This window comes from Hylemonella sp. W303a (assembly GCF_046452315.1).
Classification (GTDB): Bacteria; Pseudomonadota; Gammaproteobacteria; order Burkholderiales; family Burkholderiaceae_C; genus Hylemonella.
This window is the reverse complement of sequence record NZ_JBKFDG010000005.1, coordinates 217,286-238,149: the sequence shown is the minus strand read 5'-3', so window position 1 is coordinate 238,149 and position 20,864 is coordinate 217,286. Positions and strand designations below refer to the sequence as shown.

The window sequence follows — 20,864 nt, the reverse complement described above, 5'->3', positions numbered from 1 at the left end:
GCGCATGGCGTTCCACGGGTCACGGCTGGCGTTGGGTTGTCGCGCGCTTTCAACGTCAGCGTGCGCTGTGGCCTTTCATGGATCAGGATCTCTCTCAAAACCACTCTGAGGAAACATCGTGAACGCTCTGAAGAACATGCGCATTGGCGCCAGGCTGGGCCTGGGATTCGGCGTGATCCTGGTTCTGCTCGCGGTGGTCTCGCTGCTGGGCATCAGCCGCATGGCGCAGGTCTACACGGAACTGCAAGCCATCACCGATGAGAACAACGAGAAAGTGAAGCTGACCGAGAACATGAGCGAGACCATCACGCACATCGGTGCGCTGGCGCGTGACGTGGTGCTCCAGACGGAAGAAGCGGGCATGCGCGCCGCGCACAAGAGTCTGCTCGACACGCGCAAGGATTACTCCAAACTGGAAGCTGACCTTGCCAAGATGCTGGAAAGTCTGGCCAGCACGAGCCCCCGTGAAAAAGAGGCGCTCGCCAAAACCCGCACGCTCAGGGCTCGGGCCGAGGCCATCACGGACAAGGTCGTGGAACTTGGCCTCGCCAACGACAATGTAGAAGCCACGCAGATCCTGACGCGCGACGCGCTGCCCGCCCAGCGCGACTGGCAAGCAGCGGTGGATGAGCTGGCCAACTTTGAGTACCAGGCCAGCGACGACGCGGAGGTGCGTGCCAAGGGGGTTTACGACACGGCCATGGCTTCCATCATCGCGTTGACCACCATCGCGATCTTGCTGGGTGTCTTCGTCGCCTTCGTGATCACGCGCTCCATCACGGCCCCCGTCGGGCGAGCCGTGACGCTGGCCGAAACCGTGGCCGCAGGCGATCTGTCGAGCCGGGTCGTGGTGGAGGGCAAGGACGAAACCGCGCAGTTGCTGCGCTCACTGGCACACATGCAGGAAAACCTGTCCCGGGTGGTGAGCACGGTGCGCGTGGGGTCCGAGTCGGTGGCCACGGCCAGCGCCGAAATCGCGCAGGGCAACCAAGACCTGAGCGCGCGCACCGAGACCCAAGCCAGCTCCTTGGAAGAAACGGCCGCATCGATGGAGGAACTGTCCTCCACCGTCACCCAGAACGCCGACAACGCGCGCCAAGCCAACCAGCTCGCTCAAAGCGCATCGTCCGTCGCGGTGGAGGGTGGCGAGGTGGTCTCGCAAGTGATCGAGACCATGCGAGGCATCAGTGACGCGAGCAAGAAGATCGCCGACATCATCAGCGTGATTGACGGCATCGCTTTCCAGACCAACATCCTCGCCTTGAACGCGGCGGTGGAGGCGGCACGAGCGGGCGAGCAGGGCCGCGGCTTCGCCGTGGTGGCGGGTGAGGTGCGCAATCTGGCCCAGCGCAGCGCCGAAGCCGCCAAGGAGATCAAGACCCTGATCACGGACAGCGTGCACCGGGTCGAGGCGGGAACCACCCTGGTGGACCAAGCGGGCAACAAGATGTCGGAAATCGTTCAGGGCATCAAGCGCGTGACGGACCTGGTGGGCGACATCAGCGCGGCCAGCACCGAGCAAAGCCAAGGCGTTGCCCAGGTCGGCGAAGCGGTGCAACAGATGGACCAGGTGACGCAACAGAATGCGGCCTTGGTGGAGCAAATGGCGGCTGCGGCCAACAGCCTCAAGGGCCAGGCCCATGAGCTGGTTCAGGCCGTGGCCGTCTTCAAGCTGCTGGACGGACAGGGTGGCGCGCGAGCATCCGCGCCCAAGGGCTTGGGCGCCCATGTCGCCCCGGCATCGGCACATGCAGCGCCGACCGTCGCGCCCCCGACCACCCAGTCAGCTGCAGGAGACAGCCCTCAGCGGCCCGCGGTGAGCAGCCTGTCCCGACCCGCAACGACCGCCGCATCCAAGCCCCTCGCGAAACCGGCAGCCCGGAGCGCGCCCCCGCAGGCGGCCCTGCCAGCATCGGCGACGACACCCATCAAAGCCCCGCCTGCCGCCGCCGCCAGCGCCCGCGGTGAGGAGGGCGACTGGGAAACCTTCTGACGAAACGCGCAACGCAGGCACTTGCCTGCGAGGGGGCTGTGCGCTGCGCCCATCCTCCACTGCATCCAGAACGTCAAACGACGGGGCTCTCGCCTGGGGCGGACGGCTTGAGTTGCCCGCCCCAAGACTGCACGGTCTCCCGTATCAGACGTGAAACGATGCGGCTGGCCTGGGTCAGCTGACCCCATTTCGGATGCGCCAAGGTGACATACCGTTTGAGCTCAGGCCCCACCAGCTTGGCGGCCTGCAACTTGCCCTGACGCAACTCCTCGTCAATGGAAAACGGACCCAGCAGCGCGTACAGATTCGGGTGATCAACCAGAACCTGCTTCTGGAGACGCAGGGAATCCGCATCGATCACGGTCTGCAGGTGGAAGCCCTGGCTGCGGGCCGTCTCGTCCAGGATGGCCCGCCAATGCGCGGGACGTCGCGGCAGCACCAAGGACAGGCCTTCGAGCATCCTGAAGCCCACGGTCTCACCCTGCGTGCGGGCCGCGCCAGGACTGGACACCAGATAGGTGTCCACCGTCGCCAGCAGGATTTCGTCGGGGCTGCGAGGCTTGTCAAATCGGAAAAGGATCGCCATGTCCACGCCACCAGTGTCGAGCATGGCGTCCAACTCTCCGCCCTGCCCCTCGCGCACGTTGAGCACGATTCGGGGATAGTCCTGTCGCAAGCGACTGAACACATGGCTCATCAAGGGGTGCGCCACCGAGGGGAGGATGCCGATGCGCACCTCTCCCATGGGCACGGTGGACGTTTGCCGGATCTCCGCGAACAGCTCGTCACAGCCGCTCAGCCAGAGCCTGACCCGCCGTTCGACATGCTGTCCGAATTCGGTCAAGGCCACGCCCCGGCCCGTGCGCCGGAACAAGGGGCCACCGCACGCCTTTTCAAGCGCGCTGATTTGACGGCTGATGTGGGATTGGACCGTCTGGCGCCGTGCGGCGACTTTGGTGAAACTGCCCAACTCAGCGACCTCCAGGAACAGTCGGAAATCCTGAATCTGAAACTGCATCTGCGGACTCTGTTATGCCTTATTTGGCATTTCTGAAATCTACGAGTGCATTCTATGCAGATGACTCGAGCATTCCTAGACTGCCCCTCATGGACAACCCAGCCACCGTCAGGTGACAACCAAGAAAGCAAGACATGAGTTTCGTGAGTTTTGAGATCGAGGGCCGTGCGAGTTACGGTGTTTGGAAAGATCAGCAGACCTGGATCCAGGTGCCTTCGGAGTTTGAAGCCCTGTATCCCGACCTCAAGTCCGTGATCGCCGCCGATCGGCTGGACGAACTGGACCTCGTGGCGCGTGCCTCTGGCCGCGCTGTGTCAGCCGCCCAGGCGCGCTTGCTGCCGGTCATCCCCAACCCCGGCAAGATTCTGTGCGTGGGCCTGAACTACAAATCCCACGTCGCCGAGACCAAGCGCCCTGACAGCGAGTACCCGGCCATCTTCACGCGCTACGCGGACAGCCTGCTGGCGCATGGCGCCAAGATGCCCAAGCCCAAAGCAACGCAGCGCTTCGATTTCGAGGCGGAACTGGCCGTCATCATCGGCAAGGGCGGACGCGCCATCCCACAGGCCCAGGCGTTTGAGCACATCGCCGGTTATGCCTGCTTCAATGACGGCACCGCGCGCGACTGGCAACGGCATACCCACCAATGGACCCCGGGCAAGAACTTCCCGTCCACCGGGCCTTTCGGGCCCTACATGGCCACGACTCGCGAGATCCCCGACGTGAACCAGCTGACGATCGCGTCGCGCCTGAATGGCCAGGTGATGCAGCAAGCCTCCCTGGCCGACCTGATCTACACCCTTCCCGTCATCATCGAATACCTGTCGGGCTTCACACCACTCTCGCCTGGCGACGTGATCGCGACCGGCACGCCCGGCGGCGTCGGTGACCGCCGCGAGCCGCCGGTCTACATGAAGGCCGGTGACGTGATCGAAATCGAGATCACCGGATTGGGCGTTCTGCGCAACGTCATCACCGACGAGGCTTGAGCACGCCATGAACGCAAGCTCATCCCATCAGTCGCTGCGCATCGCCGTCGATATCGGCGGCACCTTCACCGACATGGCGGCCTTTGACGAGACCAGCGGCAAACTGCTGTTCGGCAAGGCGCTTTCCACCCATGGCGAACTCGTCAAGGGCATCCAGGACACCATCAACAGCGCGCGCATCGACTGGCGCGATGGTCGCCTGTTCCTGCACGGCTCGACCATCGCCATCAACACCTTGCTGGAGCGCAACGGGGCCAAGACCGCACTGCTGATCACCGAGGGATTTCGTGACATCTACGAAATCGGCCGCGTGAACCGGCCCGATGCCTACAACCTTTTCTTCAACAAGCACCAGCCTCTGGTCAAGCGTTCGCTGCGTCATGAAGTGGCCGAGCGCTTGCGTGCCGACGGCAGCATCCACAAGCCGCTGGATGAAGCCGCCGTGAGACAGCTTGCACGCGAACTCAGAAGCCAGAACATCGAGGCCGTCGCCGTGCTGCTGCTGCACTCCTACCGCAACCCGGCGCACGAACAACGCGTCAAGCAGATCCTGCAGGAAGAACTGCCAGGCGCCTTCGTCTGCGCCTCGCATGAACTGTCCCAGGAATACCGCGAGTTCGAGCGCGTGTCCACGGCGGTCGCCAATGCCTATGTCGGCCCGCGCGTCAGCGAGTACCTGGGCCAACTCGAGCGGCACCTGGGCGACCAAGGCTTCGGGGGCGACTTCTACATCGTGCAGTCCACCGGCGGCTTGTTCCCGGTGGCGCATGCCAAGGTGGGTTGCGTGCGCATGCTCGAGTCCGGTCCCGCCGCCGGGGTGATCGGCGCGCAGGCCATCTGCGCCCAACTGGGCATGGGCGACGCCATTGCCTTCGACATGGGCGGCACCACGGCCAAGGCCGGGGTGATCAGCGAGGGTCGCCCGCTCACCACGGGCTCGGCGCTGATTGGCGGCTACGAGCGTGCGCTGCCCATCCAGATTCCGATGATGGACATCCATGAAGTCGGAACGGGTGGCGGATCGATCGCGCGCGTCGAGACCGGCAAGGCGCTGCGCGTCGGTCCGCAAAGCGCGGGCTCCATTCCCGGACCGGTGGCCTACGGCCGCGGCGGTCAGGACCCCACGGTCACGGACGCCAACCTGCTGCTCGGCCGCCTGGACGCGGATCACTTCCTGGGCGGTGAACTCAAGCTGGACTTGGAAGGCTGCCGACGCCAGATGCAGGATCGGGTGGCCGGCCCGCTGGGGCTGGACCTGACCGAGGCGGCCGACGGCATCCTGCGCATCGCGGTGACGCAGATGTCCCACGCGGTCAAGGCCGTGACCACGGAACGCGGCCTGGACGCCGGCAACTTCGCCATGGTGGTCTACGGAGGCGCCGGTCCGCTGCACGCATCGGCCATCGCCCGGGAGATCGGCATCCGCAAGGTCTTGATTCCCTACGCGCCAGGCTACTTCTCGGCCTACGGCATGCTGTTCTCCGATTTGCGCTATGACTACGTGCGCTCGGTCTTTCGCAAACTCAATGACGTGTCCTTCGATGACATCGAGGCGGCCTACCAGTCCATGGAAGACGAAGGCCGCGCGGCGCTGGCGCAGTCGGGCGTGAAGCCGGAAGGCGTGGTCATCGAGCGCGCCGCCGACATGCGTTACGTCGGCCAGGAACACGCGGTGACCGTGGACCTGCCGCAGGCCTTCTTCGCGGCCAAGGATCGGGCCGCGATCAAACGGCAGTTCGACGAGTTGCACCAGGTGCGCTATGGCACGTCCGCGCCGAAGGAACCGGCGGATTTGGTCAGCCTGCGCGTCACCGTGTTGGGCACGATGAAAAAGCCGCCTCGGCACAGCGTGGAACCCGGCACCACCACGCCCACGCCTCAGGCGATGCGTGCTACCAAACCGGTTTACTTCCGCGCGACGGGATGGATCGACACGCCGGTTTACATGCGCGAGCAACTGCTGGCGGGCAACGTCATCGCGGGCCCCGCGCTGATCGAAGAACATGCCTCCACCACGGTCGTTCAACCTGGCGACAAGCTGACCGTGGACGAACTCGGAAACCTGCAAATCGCCATTGGGAGCGAACGGACATGAGCCTGCAAGCCACTGCCAAGACCCAGACGAACGGCGTGGACCCGGTCACCGTCGAAATCATCCGCAACGGCCTGTATGCCGTGACGGAAGAAATGAAGACCAACCTCACGCGCACGGCCTACAACCTGATCATCTACGAGGCGCTGGATTTCACCGTCGGCCTCTTCACCAAGGAAGGGGACACCGTTTCCATCGGCCTCGGCCTGCCAATGTTCATCCGCGGCATGTCCGAGACGGTGAAGGCGAAGATTCGTCACTTTGGCTACGACAACATCAAGCCGGGTGACATCCTGGTGACCAACGATGCCTACACCACGGGCAGTCACCTGAACCACTTCACCTTCACGATGCCGGTCTTTCACGAAGGCCTGCTCCAGGGCTTCACCTGCTGCATGGCGCACTGGCTCGACGTGGGCGGAACGCTGGGCAATGTGACGACCGACATCTACAGCGAAGGCATCCAGATCCCGATCGTGAAGTACCAGCGCGAAGGCGTGGTCAACCAGGACCTCATCGACATCATCGCGATGAACGTGCGTCTCTCCGAGCGGGCCATGGGTGATCTGCGCGCCCAGATCACCGCCATCACCACGGGCGAGCGACGTTATGTCGAACTGCTGCAACGCTATGGTGCTGACGCGGTGCATGGCGCGATCCAGCAGATCATGGACGCCTCCGAGGCCGTGGCTCGCGAGAACACCCTCTCCATCCCCGACGGTACCTACGAAGCCGAATCCTTCATGGACGACGACGGCCTGGAGATCGGCAAGCGCATCCCGATCCGGGTGAAGGTCACGGTCCAGAGCGACGAGATGACCATCGACCTGTCGGACGTCAGCAAGCAGGTCAAGGGCTTCTACAACTCCGGCTTCACCACTGGCATCGCCTGCGCGCAGGTCGCCTACAAATGCCTGACCACGCCCACCGACTACCCGGTCAACGACGGCAGTTTCCGCCCGCTCAAGGTGATCATGCCCATGGGCACCGTGATCAGCGCGGAACGGCCCTATCCCATGCGCGTCTGGATGACCTTCCCCATGACGGTGATCGACACCATCTTCAAGGCCCTGGCGCCGGCCATCCCCCATCGTTCGATCGCGGGCCACCACGCCGACCTGGTCTTCCCCAACATCCACGGGATCTCACCCGAGGACGGTCGGCTGTTCATCGTGGGCATCGGCCCACTGGGTGGCGGCTGGGGCGCCAAAAGCAGCGAGGACGGGGTGTCCGTCACCGTCTGCATCAACGACGGCGACACCCACAACAGCCCGACCGAACAGCTGGAAGCCAAGTACCCGGTGCTGGTGGAGAAATACGAGATCCGCCAGGATTCGGGCGGCGCGGGCAGGCATCGCGGCGGCCTGGGCGCCGAGATGGTGGTGCAGGCGCTCTCGCCCTTCACGGTCACCACCCGCATCGACCGCGTGCACTGCAAGCCCTGGGGACTGGAAGGCGGTGGCGACGCCATGGGCAACGGCCTGGCGGTGCGGCACCAAGGGCAATGGAAAACCGACCACCCCAACGCCAAGATTTTCAATGTGCGCCTGGAACGTGGCGACGCCTACAAAATGTTGTCAGGCGGCGGCGGCGGATTCGGCAACCCCTTGGAACGCGACGCCGAATTGGTTGCCGAGGACGTGCGTGAAGGCTACGTGAGCCGCGCGCAAGCCGAGCAACTCTATGGCGTCGTGCTGGACGAGGGCTTGCAGGTCCATGCTCAGGCAACCGCGCGGCGTCGCGCCCAATGACACGGGAGAGGGACCACCATGGACACGCACCAATGCGACCAAGCCGGCGACTTGTCCATGCTTTGGCATCGGCTGGCGGCCCAGCACATCGCGCTGGGTTGCGCCTGCGCCATGAGTGGCGTGACCATCACGCTGGAGGACTTCGAGCGTGACATCGCTGACTATTTCCTGGCCCGCAGCGAACGGGAAGGAATGAGCGACGTGGTCACTTTTCTGCTGGCGCGGGGCCCCCTGGCCGCGCAGCCCCAGGCCATTCGCGACATCCTGCAACGCCTGAGCGACGGAGAGGCCAGCGCGGCGGTCGCGGAGTGGTTGCTGCCTCGCATGGACAGGACCCTGCGGTCCTATGCGGAACTGCATGGACCGGCCCTGGCCGCACCCCTGTTGGGCGGCTCCAAGGCATGGCGCGGCGCGTACCGTGGCGAGGTTTGACGATTTCAATTTTCTTCAGGAGACAACGATGCACACCCGTATCCGGAAATTGCTGAGCTTGGTCATGGAATTACTCATGGGCTTACTCATGGGATTGCTCATCGCCAGCACCGGCGCGGCCCAGGAAAAATTCCCTGACGGCCCGGTCAAGATCATCGTTCCCTTTGCCGCGGGGGGCGGTGTGGACAACGCCGCCCGCCTGCTCGCCAAGCAGTTGCAAACCGATCTGGGTGTGCCGGTCATCGTCGACAACCGCCCAGGGGCCAGCGGCGCGATTGGTGGCAAGGCCGTTCAAACAGCGCCGGCCGACGGCCTGACACTGCTGTTCTCTGCGGCGACCCAGGTGCTGACCAAAGAAGCGATGGCCAAGCCCCCCTACGATCCCTTGACCGACTTCAGCTTCATCGCCCGGACCGCAACCGCTCCCCTGCTGATGGTGATCTCACCCAATCTGCCGCAGACGCACATCAAGGAAGTCATGCAGGCCGCGCGCAATGAACCGGACAAGTGGTATGCGGGCCTGCCCGCGTTGGGCGCGCCCAGCCACTTGGCCACCTTGATGCTCGCCAAGGAAGGGCAGCTCAATCTCGCGACCGTGGTGTACCGGGGCACGGCGCCTGCCCTGACCGACGTGGCCGGTGGGACGACGCAGATACTGGTCGACTCCATCATCTCGCTGCAATCCCTGGCCAAGGCGGGCAAGGTCAAGGCCATCGCAGTGACTTCAGCCCAGCGCAGCGCGCTGATGCCGGAAGTGCCCACGGCGGCGGAGAGCGGCTTCCCCAACTTCGTCGCCGTATCCTGGTATGGCGTCTGGGGCCCCAAGGGCTTGCCCGCGCAGCGACAGCACATGCTGAACAAGGCGATCAACGAGGCCACGCGGCAACTGGTCAAGTCCGGTGCCTATGCGCCGCTGGGGATTGACCCTGTCATCGAAACCATCGACGACTTCAAGAAGTACAGCCAACGCTATGTGGCTGAGAGCGCAGCCTTGCTCAAGAGCAGTGGCTACAAACCGGAGTAAGGGAGCCCAGGCCCGGATCTCCGTCGAGATCAAGGTACTGGCCACGACCTGATCGCCCGAAGACATCCAGTTTCGGGGTCCCGAGCACATTCCGATGGCGAAATCTCGCCGCACGAAACAACGGCGCGTGAAGCGCCGTTGTTGCACGCCGAGCGCAGACTTATTGGAACGCCACTTCCGCGAAGCTCCTGAGCTTGCGGCTGTGCAATTGGTTGACGCCGCCTTGGCGCAGCAGCTCCAGGGCGCGGATGCCGATGCGCAGGTGCTGGTCGACGCGTTCGCGGTAGAAGTGGTCGGCCATGCCGGGCAGTTTGATCTCGCCATGCAAGGGCTTGTCGCTCACGCACAGCAAGGTGCCATAGGGCACACGGAAACGAAAGCCGTTGGCGGCGATGGTCGCGCTTTCCATGTCCAGGGCCACAGCGCGGCTTTGGCTGAAGCGGCGCTGCGGACGATTCTCCGGCAGCAGTTCCCAATTGCGGTTGTCGGTGGTGGCCACCGTGCCCGTGCGCAGGATGCGCTTGAGCTGCGCGCCGTGCAACTCGGTCACTTCGGCCACGGCTTGCTCCAGCGCGAGCTGCACCTCGGCGAGCGCCGGGATGGGCACCCATAAGGGCAACTCCTCGTCGAGCACATGGTCCTCGCGCACGTAGGCGTGGGCCAAGACGTAGTCACCGAGCTGTTGGCCATTGCGCAAGCCCGCGCAATGACCGAGCATGAGCCAGGCGTGCGGGCGCAGCACGGCCACATGGTCGGTGATGTTCTTGGCGTTGGCGGGGCCCACGCCGATGTTGACCATGGTGATGCCGTTCCCATCGGGCATGACCAAGTGGTAGGCCGGCATCTGGGGCAGCCGTGGCGGCGCCTTGCCCAAGGTGTCCTCTTCCCTGGGGGGTTCACCCACGCGGCGGGTGACCACGTTGCCGGGCTCGACGAAGGCGATGTATTCGCTGTTCGCATCCCGCATGAGTTCGCGCCCCAGACGGATGAACTCGTCGATGTAGAACTGGTAGTTCGTGTAGAGCACGAAATTCTGGAAATGCCCAGGCCCCGTGCCGGTGTAGTGGCGCAGCCGGTGCAGTGAATAGTCCACGCGGGGTGCGGTGAAGAGCGACAAGGGCTGAGGCTGCCCCGCCTGGGCCTCGTGGGTGCCGTTGGCGATGCCATCGTCCATGGCCTCCAGGTCGGGCAGGTCGAACCAATCGCGCATCTTCTGGCGGCGTTCGGCGCTGAGGCTGCCCTCGATGTGGTCATGCTCGGCGAAGGAAAAATGCACGGGAATAGGCTGGCGGCTGGTCGCGACCTCCAGCGTGACGCCGTGGTTGCGCAGCAGCAGGCGGAACTGCTCCAAATAGTAGGTGCTGAACAGATCAGGCCGCGTGAGCGTGGTCTCGTACACCCCGGGACCCGCGACGAAACCGTAGCTCAGTCGCTCCTGCACGCCCGCCTGCTGCCTCAGCACGGTCTCCGTGCGGATGCGCACCAGCGGGTAGTAAGCCCGCACGGGTCCGGCGCTGTCATCCCCGGCCACGAAACGCCGCATGCCTTCGCGCAAATGCGCAATGCTGGCGTCATAGATCAGCTGGACCTGGGCCAGGGCCGCTGCGGCATCGTCAAAGGGTTGGGGCGAAATGAAGGGCGGGAGGTGGTGCATGCACGGATTCTGCCGCAGGCGGCGCACGCCGCTCTCACCCCTCGAACTGCGGATGCAATTGCCGAATGCGGTTCATCGCCAGCGCCGCGGCGGCGGTGCGCGTCTCGACACCGAGCTTGGCGTAGACACGCTCTAGATGTTTTTTCACCGTCATCGGGCTGCTGCCCAGAATGTCGCCAATGTCGCGGTTGATCTTGCCCTTGATGACCCAGTAGAGCACTTCGGCCTCCTTGGCCGTGAGCCGGAAGCTGAGGGAGATCGCCTCGATCACGCTTTCGTCCGAGGCCTCTTGCATGATGAGCATCCAGTCGCCCGCGGACGCGGACGTTGCACCATCGTCGTTGCGCTGGTGCAGACGCAAGGTGAGGCGGCGCGCGCCCTGCTCCACGCTCAAGCGGGGGGGTTCGGCCAGGGGCTCACCCCGGGCCTGGGCTTCCAGCACGTGCTCCACGCTGCGGCGCAACCAGGACAGCACCGGCTCAGGCACGTGGGCGGGGCCGGGGACCGGCTCACCGTAATAACGCGCCAGCAATTCGCGGGCGAGCGGGGTCTGCCACATCAGGCGGCCATCGCTGGCGCGCACGGTGATGCTGGCGTAGCCGAAGGCGTCCAGCGCGTTGCGTGCCTGGCGTCGCTCGCGCGCGCCCTGCAAATGCACCTGCATGCGCGCCAGCACCTCCTTGGGCCGGATGGGCTTGGTCACGTAGTCGGTGCCGCCCGCCTCAAGCGCGGCCACCAGGTGCTCGGTCTCGGTCAGCCCCGTCATGAAGATGATGGGAATGTGGGCCGTGGTCGCGTCGGCCTTGAGGCGCCGCGCGACTTCGAAACCATCCATGCCGGGCATCATGGCGTCCAGCAGCACGATGTCCGGTCGGGCCTGCGCGGCGCGCTGCAATGCCGAGGCACCGTCCAGGGCGACCAACACGGTGCAGCCCGATTCGTCCAGCGCATCGTGCAGCAGCGACAGGTTGTCCGGCACGTCATCAACGATCAGCACCACGTCGCTGTGCGCGCGGTTGAGGGCCTGGGCCAAGGTATCGCTCATGTCTTCGAGGCAGAGGGTTCGATCAGCGCGAGGATGGCGTCGAAGCGGTACGCACGCGCCAGCGCACGCACCTGGGCCACCCAGCTTTGGTGGACCGGATTCTGCGCCTCGACCTCGTCGAGCAGGCGCACGATGCCACGGTAGTAGCCCAGCCCCGCGAGCTCGCGCAGCTCGGCCACGCGCTCGTCCGAGGGTGGCGTGACCGGGCCGGGCGCGACCGGCGGAGGGGACTGAGGCGGCGTGTGCTCGGTCCAGCGCAGTTGCAGTCGCTGCTCCAGCCAATCCAGCAGCTCGCTGTGGCGGATGGGCTTGGTGATGAAGTCTGCGGGGGTGATGCCCGCATCGTTCTCCAGGCCCTTGTCGAAGGCATTGGCCGAGACCACGGCCACGGGCAGTTGGGCCAACCCCTGCATGCGACGCAGGCGGCGGATGGTTTCCCAGCCGTCGATGCCGGGCATGGCCAGGTCCATGAAGATGGCGTCGGGCAGGTACCCAGCGGCCAGCAGGTCCAGCGCGTCGTGACCACTGGAGGCGGTGCGCAGCACAAAGCCCAAGGGGACGAGCAGCTGCGTGAGCATCTCGCGGTCCGGCTCCTCGTTGTCCACCACCAGCACATGGCGCCGCGCGCCCAAGTAGCCACGTCGAGGTGGCCTGGGCATGGCTGGTCGCGCCGAAGGCAGGGCGGCGTGCACTTCGGGCAGGAACAGCTTGACGTGGAACACCGAGCCCAGGCCTGGCGTACTCTGCACCGTGAGCTCGCCACCCATGAGGTCGGTCAGCATCTTGGCAATGGTCAGTCCGAGACCGGCGCCCGGTGTCCCCTGCGCGGACGCCGTGCGGGCGAAGGGCTCGAACAGGCGCTCCATCTCGTCCAGCGCCATACCCGGGCCGGTGTCACGGATGTCGATGTAAGCCATTTCGCGCGCATGACGCACCTGGAACGTGACCTCACCCTGAGCCGTGAACTTGATGGCATTGCCCAACAAATTGATCAGGATCTGGCGCACGCGCTTTTCGTCGGCGCGCACCCGCTCGGGCAGCGTGGACAGGGGCACGAAACGGAAGGCCAGGCCCTTGGCCGCAGCCTGCAATTCGAACATCGCGGCCAGTTCATGCACGACGTCGGCGAAGGCCATGGGCTTGACGTCCAGGGTCAGCTTGCCCGATTCGATGCGCGCCAGGTCCAGCGTGCCTTCGATCAGCGACAACAGATGCTCGCCGCCACGTCGGATCACCTGCACCGCGTGCTTGCGGTGCGCGGGCACTTGCGGGTCCTCGCCCATCAGTTGCGCGTAGCCCAGGATGCTGTTGAGTGGCGTGCGCAACTCGTGGCTGATGGCGCTGATGTAGCGGCTCTTGGCCTGGTTGGCCTGCTCGGCCTGCAAACGCGCGTGCTCGGCGATGCTCTGCGCTTCCTCGGCCACACGACGTGCCTCCTGCAAGGCGGCGTCGGTCTGTTGATGCAGGTCGATCTCACGGCGCAGCAGCGCGGTCTGGCGGTTGGACTCTTCTTGCGCGACCTGCCGACTCTTGTGCGCCAGCACCACCCACCAAGCCACGGTGCCCGCGACCAGCAGCAGGGCCACATAGGCCTTGAGGAAGGCCGAGCGCAGGGCCGCTTCGGCGGCCTCCAATTCGACCGCGGAGCTCAAGCCGCGGTGCATCAAGCCCTGCAATTCCTGTTGGTAGAACAGCGCAAAAACGCCCGCCAACAAGGGCGCGGTGAACAGCATCAACAACAGAAAGTGGGCGAGCCCGCGGTCCAGGTACGGCCACAAGGCGCGCGGCAACAGGCGCTGCAGCACGCTGTTCCATTGCGCGGAGAAACTGGCTCCCGGCTTGCACAGATCACCGCAGCGTGCGTCCAGGGTGCAGCACAGGGAACAAATGGCACCCTGGTAGGCCGGGCAATGGGCCATGTCTGGTCCTTCGTACTCACGCTCGCAGATCACGCAGCGTTGCAATTTCACGCCCAAATAGGCCCCCTGCGTCGCACCCGCCGCCACCACGTCTGGGCCACGCCACGGCGATCGCGCACCCGAGACCGGGTCGGACATGCCGCGCGGAGCATGGCCGGGCGCGTGGGCATGGCGCGCCAGGTAATAGCGCCCTCGCGTGGCCCAGGCGATCAAGGGTGACGTGACAAAGGCCACGCCCAAGGCGATCAGGGCCGAATAGGCCTGGGCCATGGGCCCAAACACGCCCAGGTGCGCCGTGACCGAGACCAGGGACGCCAAGGCCATCGCGCCCACGCCCACGGGGTTGATGTCATACAGATGCGCGCGCTTGAACTCGATGCCCTTGGGCGAGAGCCCCAGGGGCTTGTTGATGACCAGGTCCGCCACCACGGCCATCATCCAAGCAATCGCGATGTTGCTGTAGAGCCCCAGCACGTCGCCCAGTGCCTGGAACACGTCCATCTCCATCAGCAGGAAGGCGATCAAGGTGTTGAACACCACCCACACCACACGCCCGGGATGACTGTGCGTCAGGCGCGAGAAAAAATTGCTCCAGGCCAAGGAGCCGGCATAGGCGTTCGTCACGTTGATCTTGAGCTGCGAGATCACGACGAACAGTGCCGTCGCGGCGACCGCCCAGCCGTAATGCGGGAACACATAACCATAGGCCGCCAGGTACATCTGGTTCGGGTCCACCGCCCGATCCGCTGGCACGGCCTGACCCAAAGCCAGGTAGGCCAGCAAGGCGCCGCCCAGCATCTTGAGCACGCCCGGCAGGACCCACCCCGGGCCACCCGCCAGCACCCCCGCCCACCAGCGCCAGCGGTTGCTGGAGGTGCGCGCGGGCATGAAACGCAGGTAGTCCGCCTGCTCGCCCATCTGGGTCATCAAGGCCACCCCCACCGTCAACGCCGCACCAAAGGGAAGCAAACTCAGGCTCGCCGTACCACTGCGATCACCAATATAGTGCACAACGCCATCGAGCGCATGGGGGTCCAGCACCAGGACCGTCACAAAAGGCACCACCAGCATCAGCAGCCACAGGGGCATGGTCCAGACCTGCAAGCGACTGATGACCGAGACCCCATGCGTCACCAGGGGGATGACCACCAGCGCGCAAATGAGGTAACCCCAGCGCGGCGGAATGTCCAAAGCCAGTTCCAGCGCGTAGGCCATGACGGCGGCCTCCAACGCGAAAAAGATGAAAGTGAAGCTGGCGTAGATCAGCGAGGTGATGGTCGAACCGATGTACCCAAAGCCCGCGCCGCGCGTGAGCAGGTCCATGTCCACCCCGTAACGCGCCGCGTAGACGCTGATGGGCAGGCCGGCCAGAAAGATGATGAGGCCGGTCGCCAGGATGGCGAGCGCGGCGTTGGCCCAGCCGTACTGCACCAGCAGCGTGGCGCCCACAGCCTCCAGGATCAGGAAGGAAGCCGCGCCACCCGCAGCCGTGTTGGCGACATTCCAGGCGTTCCACTTGCGAAAACGCTGCGGCGTGTAGCGCAACGCGTAGTCTTCCAGCGTTTCGCTGGCCACCCAGGCGTTGTAGTCACGCCGGACCTTGACGATGGTCTGGACGGGCGCACCGGCCGAGTCCGCCGGTTCCGGCACGGCAGTTTCGGCGGACTCAGACGGAAAACGTGCCGGGGCATCCATGCCCAGTGCCATTCAGGAACCATGCCATGCGCGGCCCCCGGGAAACCCTCGAAGGAGCGCTTTCAGGCTCCGTCAGTGCGGCGGCGGCGCATCCAGCCGTGCCATAAGCCCACCAGGGCCGGCACCCACAGGCACACGCCGGCCAGCATGTCGCCGAAGCCACCATCGCTGAACAGCGCGGCAACCAGCCCCACAGCGGTCAGAACGCCCAGCAGGATAGGCCAGGTCCAGATGGCGGGTCCGCTCAGTTCTTGCTGCTGCTCGCTCATGCGATTCCCTTCATACCGAACAACGTGCCATCAAGGCTCTTGCAATGCCAGATCATGCTCATGAGGTCACCGCGCTTTCGTCCTGCGGCTTGGATGCGTCACGGCGGCGGCGGGCGGCGCCCTGGGGCTTGGCCAGCCAGAGGTAAAGGCCGCTGCCCAGCACGATGATGGTCGCGATGTCCAGCACCGCCCAGACGATCTGCATGGGCCGCCCGCCGTAATCCCCAAAGTGCAGCGGCTGCGAGACCAGCAGCGTGTTGATGTACCAGGGCGAAGGCGGGGCCGCCGTCACCTCGTTGGTCTTGGCGTCCACCAGCACCGGTTGGATCAGACGCGCGGTGAAGGGCTCGTTGCCTTTCAGGAACACGGTGTTGTGGTGCGGGCTGGAAAAGGCTGTGCCTGGGAAGGCGATGAAGGACAAAGCCTTGCCCGGCACCTGCCGCAAAGCTGCGTCCAGGGAGCCCTGCACCGAGGCGCGCTCGGCCTCGGGCACAGGCGGCTTACCTTGGTAAGGCTGCAAAACGGCGCTGAGCTGGTCGTACTGCCAATACTTGATCAGCGGGTCCGCCAGGGTGTTGATGACACCCGTGGCTCCCACCACGAACAACCAGACCAGGGTCACGATGCCCAGCAGGTTGTGCAAGTCCAGCCATTTAATGCGCGGACTGTTTTCACGACGCACCTCGCCGAACTCCAACTTGCGCATGAAAGGGCTGTAGAGCACCACGCCACTGACGATGGCCACGAGCAGCAGCAAGCCCATGAAGCCCAGGAAGAGCATGCCCGGCAGACCTGCAAACAGGTCCACGTGCAACTTGAACATCACCCACATGAATCCTTCGTCGAACCGAGGCTGCGCCAGCACCGCACCCGTGCGGGCGTCGATGGCCACCGTGCGGAAATCATCCGTCGGTGCGGGGGTAGGCGTCATGGTCGCGAACCAGACGTTCGCGTCGTCCTCGTCGGGGAACAGGAACTGCACCACCCGATCCGGATGCTGCGCCTTCGCCACCGCCATCACCTTGTCCACGCTGACACGCGGCGTGTCTGCAGGCATCTCCGGCGACTCGACTTCGGTCCCCAGCAGATGCCCGATCTCGTGGTGAAAGATCAGCGGCAATCCCGTCAGGCACAGCAGCAGCATGAAGACCGTGCAGATCAAGCTGCTCCATTTGTGCAGCCAGGACCAGGTTTTGATGGTTTTGTTTTGCATGGTGTGAATGGAGAAGACGCCCGGAGGCGTCTTCTGTTTCAGAGAGTCAGTTTTCGTCCAATTTCGATCAGAACTGATGATTCAGAGAAATCTGATAGTTGCGCGGTTCGCCATAGTGACCGCTGTAGCGCAAGGTATTGATGTACTTCTCGTCGGTGAGGTTCTTGACGTTGAAGCGCAAGGTGGTGCTGGACATAATCCGCCATGCGGCGAACGCATTGAGCACCGCATAACTGTCCTGGCGTACGGTGTAGCCATTCGACTCGACGTTGGAAATCTCGCTCTGCCAACGGCCACCAGCACCGAGTGTCACAGCGGTGTAGCTCGGCAAGCGGGTGCTGACGATCAAGTTGGCGGTGCGACGCGGGACCCACGAGTATGTATCGTCACCGTCCTCGCCATCCAACTTCAATGCGGTGTACCCGAAGGTCAGATCGAGAAAGTTGTTGAGCTTACCGACGGCCTCAAACTCGACGCCCGTGGACTCGACGTCAACACCCTTGTAGTAGTACTCGTTGTTGGCGTTGTAGCCCGCACCGGTCGCCAAACCATCCTGCTCCGCCCTGAACAAGGCCACGGTGGTCAGCAAGCGCTTGTCCAGCCAATCCGCTTTCACACCAATTTCATAGTTCACTCCCTTGGTCGGATCCAGGTAGCGGCCGCTTGCGTCAGACTGATCTTGCGGCTGGTAAATGTCCGAATAGCTGACATAGCCCAACAAGCGATCGGTGAAGTCATAGGTCAAGCCGGCATAGGGACTGATACTTGCTTCGGTCTGGTTGAAATCCACCGTATAGCTCACACCCTCACGGTGGTATTCGGTGTAGTTGGCACCAAGCACCGCCTTGAGTCGATCAGCCAACACGACCCGGGTTGCACCATAGGCACGCGTCATGCGCTGCTTGTTGACGCGATAGGTCGAAAGACTACCCCAGATTGGCTCAGGAATGACGTTCCCGGCCCAAGGGAATCCTGGCATCTCGATGTACCCATCGTCATAACCATCGTTGTTGAGGTCTCCAGCGCTGGCATAGGTAGCGGCATACTGGTCGTAGGTTCCCTTGCTCTTGGACAAACTCACGCCGAACATGGCTTCGTGCTGACGGCCGAACAGATCGTAGCGACCGTTGATGGTGACCGCCCCCATGTCCTCGGTCAGCTCGTCCTTACCCCACCAGGGATAACCGTACAAGCCCTCACCGGTGACCGGGTCCATGCCATTGCCTAAGTAGTCGGTTGCGTAGAACAACTTGGAGTCGTTGCTGACGATGCGGCGGTTGTAGGTCAACTTCAACTGCCAGTCCCCGCTCAATTGGTGTGCGTATTCAATGAACGCGTTCTGGGTCTTGGTGTCCCAGTGGGTCCAATCCTGCGTTGTCGATGCGTTGCGCTTCCACTCATTCTGAGTGCCATCGCTGTTCATGAAAGACAGCGCTCCCCACGAGTTACCGGTGCTGTCGGATTGCTGGTGCGAATAACCCAATGTGAGTATGCCGTTGTCACCGATCTGTCCATCAACCACGCCATAGAGGAAGGTTCGCTCCTTTTCATAACTGCGAAGATAAGAGCCGCCCTCCTCGCGCGCTGCGACCACGCGGCCCGCCCAGCGGCCATCTTCGGTGAGCGGCGTCGAATAGTCTGCTTCGATGCGCTTGGTATTCCACGAGCCATAGCTGACGCCCACCGAACCCTGCCGCTCATTGGTGGGGCGCTTGCGTACATAGTTGATGGTTCCCGAAGAATTGCCCACGCCGGTCAACAAGCCGTTCGCACCGCGGATGAGTTCGATCTTTTCATAGCCAAAGGAATCCATCGCGCCGGTCACAATGCCCCAATCATTGGGCATGCCAACCCCGTCAACCTGGGTGTTCTTGACGTCGAAACCGCGCGCGGTGTATTGGGTTCGGTTGGTCTCCGTCTCCTCGACCTGAAGGCCCGTAGTCAGACGCAGCGCATCGTTCAGATTGGTGACGCCGAAATCCTGCATCTGCTCCGCCGTCACCACGCTGATGGACTGCGGCGTTTCCTTGATGTCCAGATTCAGGCCGGTCGCGCCTGTGCTCACGCGTGCTTCACGTTGACTGACGATCGTCACGGCCTCCAAGGTTTTGACGCCGGAGGCATCGGAGACAGCAGTGTCAGACTGCGCCACAGCGGGCATCACACAAGCTGCTCCCAGGAGGACCACCAGGACCGCCCGGGCAACCGGATTTCTGTCAAATCCAAAATCAAAGTTTGTGTTCGCTGCTTGAATTTTTGTGCGTGCTTTTCTCATTTTCTTTTTGCTCATCCAAATCACTGTTCAGGAGGCCAACGCCCGATTGCTCAACTCAAATTCACCTTGAACAAAGCAAAGGCAACTGGCAATGATAATTACTTCTATTAATAAAACAACATTTCCTCGCCCCAACGTGGTGCAAATCCAACAAGAGAACCTCGTTAACGCAGAGGCATCCGTGCGGTCACGGCGATATAGATCTTCAGAATGCAGTAAAAGCGAGCTGCATTAGTGAAGCAGCTACTCACTCTGAAATCAGGGCCCCCGCTGGCCGCGTCTTGCTGCCTTGACCTGGTACATCAGCAGGTCCGCACCCTGAAGCACTTGTTCCGGATCATGCTGACCCGGTTCGACGGCCAACACCCCCACGCTGGCGCCTGGATAGTCCATCCTGATGTCACCTAAATGGATAGGGCCGGTGGTGACGCCTGACACGCGGGCCTGGAGCGCGTGTTTGGCCTCCTCAACTGTGTGGGCGTTGGCAGGCCCCTGCCCCACCACGACGAATTCGTCGCCTCCTAGTCGCGCAGCGAAATCGCCGGCACGCAGTTCGGCCTTCAAGCGGTTTGCGATTTCAACGAGGAAATGGTCCCCCACGCCGTGGCCATGTTGGTCATTGATCGCCTTGAATCCATCGAGATCGATGAAGGCCACCAGCACCCAGAATTTTTGACGCTGTCCTTGAGCCAGTTGCCTTGCCAACTCCTGTAGCAAGGCACGACGGTTGGGCAGGGTCGTCAGCGGGTCCGTGGTGGCATAAGCGGTCAGCCGCGCATTGGCTTGCAGCAATTGGGCCACCAACTGTTCGCGTTCAATCTGGTGGGCGATCAGAGCAGCAAACAATTCCAACAAACGCTGCGCCTGGGGAGGTTGAGCGTGTCGGTCTGCGCTCGCTGCACACAAAGTTCCGTACATCGCCCCATCGCCCAGGTAGACGGGCGTGGTCATGTAGGTACGCACCCCAAGGCTGCGCGCGGCACCGGCTTGCGCCCAGCGCACATCCACGTCGTCAGCGAATAAAGTACCGGACTCCAGGGCCCGCTTGCACAAGGTGTCATCCCAGGGCACGGCCAGGCCTTCAGGCATGTGGAGCCGGCTGGTGTTCTTGGAATACAGGATGTTCTGCACACCTTGCTGCAGATCCACCCGAGTGAGGTAGGTGGACTCCAAGCCGGTGGCGGCTTGCAACAGCTCCAGCAAGGGGCGTGTGAGCTCCTCGACGGATTGGGCCGTGGCAACGGTTGTGGCGAGGCGGTCGAGGATGGGGTCCATCGCCGCATTGTGCAGGCGACCTGGGCTTGCAACTCTCCGCCGGCCTGCTGACGATGGGGTGGTAGGGCGTGCTGGGCTCGAACCAGCGACCAAGGGATTATGAGTCCCCTGCTCTAACCAACTGAGCTAACGCCCCCCACGCAAGCACCGCGATCGCTTTGCCCGCGAAGTGGGGGATTGTAAGTGGCGACTCCGCCCAACTGCAGGGGCAGGAAACTTG

The 20,864-nt window shown here is 63.6% G+C and carries 14 protein-coding genes and 1 tRNA gene; 6 read left to right on the top strand and 9 right to left on the bottom strand.

Going from position 1 to position 20,864, the window contains the following annotated elements:
* Window positions 1–118: 118 nt before the first annotated feature.
* Window positions 119–1,993: a methyl-accepting chemotaxis protein gene (locus ACLBKS_RS11610; RefSeq protein ID WP_410192960.1), complete on the top strand. Its 1,875-nt coding sequence runs from the start codon at window positions 119–121 to the stop codon at window positions 1,991–1,993.
* Between the two features lie 73 nt (window positions 1,994–2,066).
* Here the strand turns inward: ACLBKS_RS11610 and ACLBKS_RS11605 are convergent, their stop codons facing one another.
* A complete protein-coding gene (locus ACLBKS_RS11605) occupies window positions 2,067–3,011 on the bottom strand; it encodes a LysR family transcriptional regulator (protein ID WP_410192959.1) in 945 nt (314 codons plus the stop codon).
* Window positions 3,012–3,145: 134 nt separating this feature from the next.
* On the opposite strand from ACLBKS_RS11605, the gene ACLBKS_RS11600 reads away from it, so the two are divergent.
* Genes ACLBKS_RS11600 through ACLBKS_RS11580 form a run of 5 tightly spaced genes read left to right on the top strand, consistent with a single transcriptional unit; the run spans window position 3,146 to window position 9,299 of the window.
* Window positions 3,146–4,000 (top strand): fumarylacetoacetate hydrolase family protein, encoded by an 855-nt coding sequence (locus ACLBKS_RS11600; protein WP_410192958.1) that lies wholly within the window; start codon window positions 3,146–3,148, stop codon window positions 3,998–4,000.
* Window positions 4,001–4,007: 7 nt separating this feature from the next.
* Complete coding sequence (locus ACLBKS_RS11595) at window positions 4,008–6,095, top strand: hydantoinase/oxoprolinase family protein (protein ID WP_410192957.1); 2,088 nt, start codon at window positions 4,008–4,010, stop codon at window positions 6,093–6,095.
* Entirely contained in the window at window positions 6,092–7,843 is a 1,752-nt protein-coding gene (locus ACLBKS_RS11590; protein WP_410192956.1) for a hydantoinase B/oxoprolinase family protein, read from the top strand. The genes ACLBKS_RS11595 and ACLBKS_RS11590 overlap by 4 nt, the downstream gene beginning before the upstream one ends.
* Before the next feature lie 18 nt (window positions 7,844–7,861).
* Window positions 7,862–8,275 carry a hypothetical protein gene (locus ACLBKS_RS11585; RefSeq protein WP_410192955.1) on the top strand — a complete coding sequence of 138 codons (414 nt, stop codon included), beginning with the start codon at window positions 7,862–7,864 and terminating at the stop codon, window positions 8,273–8,275.
* Window positions 8,276–8,303: 28 nt separating this feature from the next.
* Window positions 8,304–9,299, top strand: a complete 996-nt coding sequence (locus ACLBKS_RS11580) for a Bug family tripartite tricarboxylate transporter substrate binding protein (protein WP_410192954.1) — start codon at window positions 8,304–8,306, stop codon at window positions 9,297–9,299.
* A 160-nt stretch (window positions 9,300–9,459) separates the two neighbouring features.
* Here the strand turns inward: ACLBKS_RS11580 and ACLBKS_RS11575 are convergent, their stop codons facing one another.
* The 8 genes from ACLBKS_RS11575 to ACLBKS_RS11540 all read right to left on the bottom strand — a co-directional run bounded on the left by ACLBKS_RS11575 (window position 9,460) and on the right by ACLBKS_RS11540 (window position 20,780).
* Window positions 9,460–10,953, bottom strand: a complete 1,494-nt coding sequence (locus tag ACLBKS_RS11575; protein ID WP_410192953.1) for an AMP nucleosidase — start codon at window positions 10,951–10,953, stop codon at window positions 9,460–9,462.
* A 34-nt stretch (window positions 10,954–10,987) separates the two neighbouring features.
* Window positions 10,988–11,998, bottom strand: a complete 1,011-nt coding sequence (locus ACLBKS_RS11570) for a response regulator (protein WP_410192952.1) — start codon at window positions 11,996–11,998, stop codon at window positions 10,988–10,990.
* The gene (locus ACLBKS_RS11565) at window positions 11,995–15,624 is read right to left on the bottom strand and encodes an ATP-binding protein (protein WP_410192951.1); all 3,630 of its coding nucleotides are present in this window, start codon (window positions 15,622–15,624) and stop codon (window positions 11,995–11,997) included. The genes ACLBKS_RS11570 and ACLBKS_RS11565 overlap by 4 nt, the downstream gene beginning before the upstream one ends.
* A gap of 50 nt (window positions 15,625–15,674) precedes the next feature.
* Entirely contained in the window at window positions 15,675–15,881 is a 207-nt protein-coding gene (locus ACLBKS_RS11560; RefSeq protein ID WP_410192950.1) for a hypothetical protein, read from the bottom strand.
* Between the two features lie 58 nt (window positions 15,882–15,939).
* Window positions 15,940–17,094 carry a PepSY-associated TM helix domain-containing protein gene (locus ACLBKS_RS11555; RefSeq protein ID WP_410192949.1) on the bottom strand — a complete coding sequence of 385 codons (1,155 nt, stop codon included), beginning with the start codon at window positions 17,092–17,094 and terminating at the stop codon, window positions 15,940–15,942.
* A 67-nt stretch (window positions 17,095–17,161) separates the two neighbouring features.
* Complete coding sequence (locus ACLBKS_RS11550; RefSeq protein ID WP_410192948.1) at window positions 17,162–19,384, bottom strand: TonB-dependent siderophore receptor; 2,223 nt, start codon at window positions 19,382–19,384, stop codon at window positions 17,162–17,164.
* A 243-nt stretch (window positions 19,385–19,627) separates the two neighbouring features.
* A complete protein-coding gene (locus tag ACLBKS_RS11545) occupies window positions 19,628–20,644 on the bottom strand; it encodes a diguanylate cyclase domain-containing protein (protein ID WP_410192947.1) in 1,017 nt (338 codons plus the stop codon).
* A gap of 59 nt (window positions 20,645–20,703) precedes the next feature.
* A tRNA-Ile gene (locus ACLBKS_RS11540) sits at window positions 20,704–20,780 on the bottom strand.
* Window positions 20,781–20,864 lie beyond the last annotated feature (84 nt).